The organism is Caballeronia arationis, from assembly GCF_001544975.2.
GTDB classification, from domain to species: Bacteria; Pseudomonadota; Gammaproteobacteria; order Burkholderiales; family Burkholderiaceae; genus Caballeronia; species Caballeronia arationis.
Map to the genome: position 1 here is coordinate 1 of NZ_FCOG02000288.1, position 3,825 is coordinate 3,825.

The following is a 3,825-nucleotide window of genomic DNA, read 5'->3' on the forward strand; positions in this document are numbered from 1 at the left end:
AGAACTCGCGAGAGATTGCTCGCCGGGCACAACGACACGGCTGAGATACCTGAAGCTCATCGACCGGCTCGTTCGGTATCTTGTCGCCATGGAACTGCGCTCGGCTAACCCTGTGGCTCAGATGCTCGCCGCAGAGTCGTGGCCCGAGGACGAACCCACGCCAATCTACCTTTCGCTTGCGGATGATGGCCGGTTGCAATCGGCTTGCCGCCCGCAGCCGGGAATGGACTTTAAAGCGCTTCGTAACACAGCCATTGTTGCGATCTTGCTAGGCGCCGGCATCACGGCCGCCGAATGCCGTTACCTCCGCATTTCCGACCTCGATATTCATGGCATCCGGCCGGACGTGTCAGTGCAAAAGCGCGGTCCGCGGATCGCTCGCCGAGTTCCGCTCGAAGTTTTCTCGCTCGACATACTGCGGGAGTACCACGACGCGCGAGCGAAGCTGGCCTGTCAAAGTGAGTGGCTGCTTCTGGCGACCGCCGCCGGTAAGCCGATGAAGGACGACACGCTCGGAAAATGCGTGCGGTTGGCCTTGAACACATTGGAGATCACGGCCGCAGATATGAGCCCACGACTGTTAAGAAATACCTACGCGCGCCGCCATCTCCATGCGGGCCGCACTGACGAAGAGGTCGCCAACCTGCTGGGCCTGTCCAGTCATCGCACCAGCGTTCGACTGCGGCAGACACTTGACCCATCCTTTGCATCGCTTGATTGTGAATATGAATCTATGAATAGCGAGATCGGGTGACTTCAGTCAGGCTCGGAACGAGATTAACCACTGGGGTGCAGAACATCGATGCTCGGTCAGTTCGTCCGAGATGGGGCGGCAACAACCTTTGGGCAGCAGGGCCGATGCTCGAGACAAGCCACGAGATGGGCGAGAACGCCAGTATGTCGACGAGCGTGACAGTATGGTCGCTCTCTGAGTCCTCTTCCGTACGAGATTGTTTGCGCTCGTGTTCGCGAACGGTTCGCGGGCGCGGCCCTCGCCTCGGAAAGCGCCCGTCTGCTGAACTTCCGGCACACTGTCGCTTTTTCTCGGAAGCGCTCTATCGTGGCCACCACCTTCAAACCTACGGCCGAGCAGGAAGCCGTCGTGACCGCCGCCAGTAGCGGCGACGATCTGAAGGTCAAGGCGTATGCCGGCGCCGGCAAAACGTCCACGCTTCGACTGGTTGCGCATCAACTCGGCTCTCGGCGCGGGAGCTACCTTGCTTTCAACAAAGAGATCGCTGAGTCTGCGCGTCGAGGTTTTCCGGCAAATGTAGCTGCACGCACGGTGCACTCACTTGCTTACGCCGGCGCCCCGTCTCGCCTCACTGCCCGCATCAACCTGCCATCGGAGCCTCCTCACGAGCTTGCCGCTCGCTACGGACTTGGGGCAATCGAGGTGCCTACCATCACCGAAAAGGCCGTCGAGATTGCGCCGTTTGAGATCGGCCGGATGATCTCAGACGGTTTGGGTAGGTTTTGTCGCTCGTCCGACGAATCCCCGCAGGCTTTTCACGTCCCGGTGGATGAAAAAGTGCGCGAGGACGCTGCTGACTGGCTGCGTGCCCTTCTTGCGCCCCATGTAACACGACTTTGGAGCGAGAGTATCGATCCGCGCGGGCGCAGCGCCATACTGCCGGATGTTTATTTGAAGGTGTGGGCACGGAGCAATCCTCGCATCGACGCGGACTTCATCTTGTTCGACGAGGCGCAGGACAGCGATGGTGTCATGCTCTCCGTTCTGTCGCGGCAGCGACACGCGCAGATCATCTATGTCGGAGACCCCTACCAGCAGATTTACGAGTGGCGCGGCGCGGTCAATGCGATGGCACAGATCATCGCGCCGGAGCGGCCGCTCACCGAATCGTTTCGCTTCGGCCCAACGTTCGCTGCACTCGCGAGCCGCGTTTTGGCCCTACTTGGCGAGACTACGCCCATACGTGGCCAGTCCGGTATCGGCTCGATCATGGTCGAGGACCCGTCTATTGCGCCCCCTGTGGACGCGGTGCTTTGCCGCAAGAACGCAACAGCGATCTGGCAGTTCGCAGCTGGTATTGAGATGGGCCATCGGCCCGCGATTCGCATGAACGCAAACGAGATCGTCGCATTCGCCGACGGGGCGGATCAGTTGCTCGCCGGCCGCAGAGCGTTTCGTCCGACTGCGTTGTCATTGTTCGAGAACTGGAAGGAGGCCCAGTCGTTCGCACGCAGCGCCCTCGGGCAGGACCTGCGGCCGATTGTGGAAATCGTCGACGGACGTGGCACCAATTATCTGCGCGCTATAGCTCAGCGTGTGACGCCCGAAGGCCAAGCCGACTACGTCATCTCGACGGTACATCGCGCGAAAGGCCTCGAATGGAAACGGGTGAGAGTCGTCAATGACTTCCGCTTCAAGATGATTGATGGCCGACTGACCATGGACGAGGACGAATTGCGCCTCCTCTACGTGGCTTTGACCCGCGCGCAACACGTGCTCGATATCTCCGATCTACGGGATCAATTGCTGAGACTGTTCAGCGCCCCCTTTGCTGCACAGAATTAGTCTCGAAGGGACTCGCCGGTGATTCAACGCGCTCTTCGGATCGGGCGATGGCGGAGGTCACCATTCTGTCAAGGCGTTCGCAAGCCGCCTTCACCACCCCGAGGCGCACTTCCCTCAATTGCCGGTCGTGCTCGTTGATGATAGCGGGTAGCCTTTCAAGAAGCGTTTCGGGCACGATCGAGTCGTCGACTGCCCTTCCTCGCTCCAGTAGCGCAAGTACTTCTTTCTCGACTTCTTCAAGGAAGGGGAGTTCGAGCAAGCCATGCCCCACCTCTGTCATGAACCCAGTAAGCAACACCGCCTGTGCGACCTGCCTGACGTCTCTCGCTGTGGCGCGTTGGGCGCGCATTGCCTCGAATGCGAGCCGCGAACGCAGGGACATCGCATCCGAATCGTGCCGAGGCATCGGCAGTAACAAGACTTTTGATCTGTCGCGCGGCGCTTTGGCCGATCTACGTTTCTTCGAGATTGGCATAATGGTTTGCCGATAGAGCCATTCGCCATGTTACCAAACGCTAGCTACCGGATTTTCCTGCTGCCGTGCGCCGCCCGCCGTACGTCTGTTGGATGTGAACGCGTGCAGACCTGCCGATCGGAATTGGATTGCGACAGGAGCGCCTCCCGAAGGCGAGGCAGCCTGAAGGTCCAGTCATGTCCGTTTCGTTTGATGAGATTGACGACGCCGTCTTCCAAGCGCGCGAGCATTCGGTAGCCATCGAATTTGATTTCGTAGGACCAGTCGCCGTCCGTCAGGCGGCGTTCCACCAGCGTGACCAGCTGAGGCTCAATAACGGGTGGCATCTCGCCAGGTGCCGTTTATGGTGGGCGGCCTCCGAGTAGGCGAGGAGGTCGCCCCCTCACCCCTCACAGATCCGGACGAGCCCAATTAAGGCATCCGGTTCCTCATCATGCAGATTCGCTCACGGTTTGGCGTAACGACGGACAATCCGAGGCTGCGGTAACGGGAATAGGGTGAGTATTCTCATGAAGGCAACCCATGGCATAGAGCGTTCGTTCGACCTTCGCGACAACCACTTACGCCAGATGTGGGCGACGTGATTCCGCAGAGTCGCCAGGCGCTCGAAATTGCCGCTGATGCCAAAGTAGGCATAGTGCCCCTTAAGCATTCGACTCAGACGCTGGTGCTGATCGCGAAGCGGCCGGGTCCGCATACCACGGCAGACACGGCTGACTGCTTTGAGCGTACGCGCGACGCGGTCTTTGGCGGTCAATTGCCGCACCATCGCCCGGCCCTTCTCCGAAGTCACCCACACGTGAGTGAATCC

Annotated in this window: 5 protein-coding genes; 2 read left to right on the forward strand and 3 right to left on the reverse strand. The window is 59.9% G+C overall.

All coding sequences use genetic code 11. The features are described 5' to 3' along the window. Together AWB81_RS41030 and AWB81_RS41035 are read left to right on the forward strand one after the other, a co-directional pair. On the forward strand, window positions 1–754 hold a 754-nt coding region (locus tag AWB81_RS41030; protein WP_062644161.1), incomplete at its 5' end, for a tyrosine-type recombinase/integrase. A gap of 306 nt (window positions 755–1,060) precedes the next feature. After that, the gene (locus tag AWB81_RS41035; protein WP_062644163.1) at window positions 1,061–2,539 is read left to right on the forward strand and encodes a UvrD-helicase domain-containing protein; all 1,479 of its coding nucleotides are present in this window, start codon (window positions 1,061–1,063) and stop codon (window positions 2,537–2,539) included. Here the strand turns inward: AWB81_RS41035 and AWB81_RS41040 are convergent. The 3 genes from AWB81_RS41040 to AWB81_RS47865 form a co-directional block, all read right to left on the reverse strand. Next, a complete protein-coding gene (locus AWB81_RS41040) occupies window positions 2,511–2,921 on the reverse strand; it encodes a hypothetical protein (RefSeq protein WP_062644165.1) in 411 nt (136 codons plus the stop codon). The genes AWB81_RS41035 and AWB81_RS41040 overlap by 29 nt on opposite strands. Before the next feature lie 137 nt (window positions 2,922–3,058). Then, window positions 3,059–3,340, reverse strand: a complete 282-nt coding sequence (locus AWB81_RS48665) for an ATP-dependent DNA ligase (protein WP_327373420.1) — start codon at window positions 3,338–3,340, stop codon at window positions 3,059–3,061. Between the two features lie 119 nt (window positions 3,341–3,459). Then, a partial coding sequence (locus AWB81_RS47865) for an RNA-dependent RNA polymerase family protein (protein ID WP_235026187.1) occupies window positions 3,460–3,825 on the reverse strand: 366 nt, incomplete at its 5' end.

Bases quoted from the DNA above. Each gene is read 5' to 3' on its own strand.
- AWB81_RS41040 (WP_062644165.1), bottom strand. From the start codon at position 2,921: ATGTCCCTGCGTTCGCGGCTCGCATTCGAGGCAATGCGCGCCCAACGC.
- AWB81_RS48665 (WP_327373420.1), bottom strand. From the start codon at position 3,340: ATGCCACCCGTTATTGAGCCTCAGCTGGTCACGCTGGTGGAACGCCGC.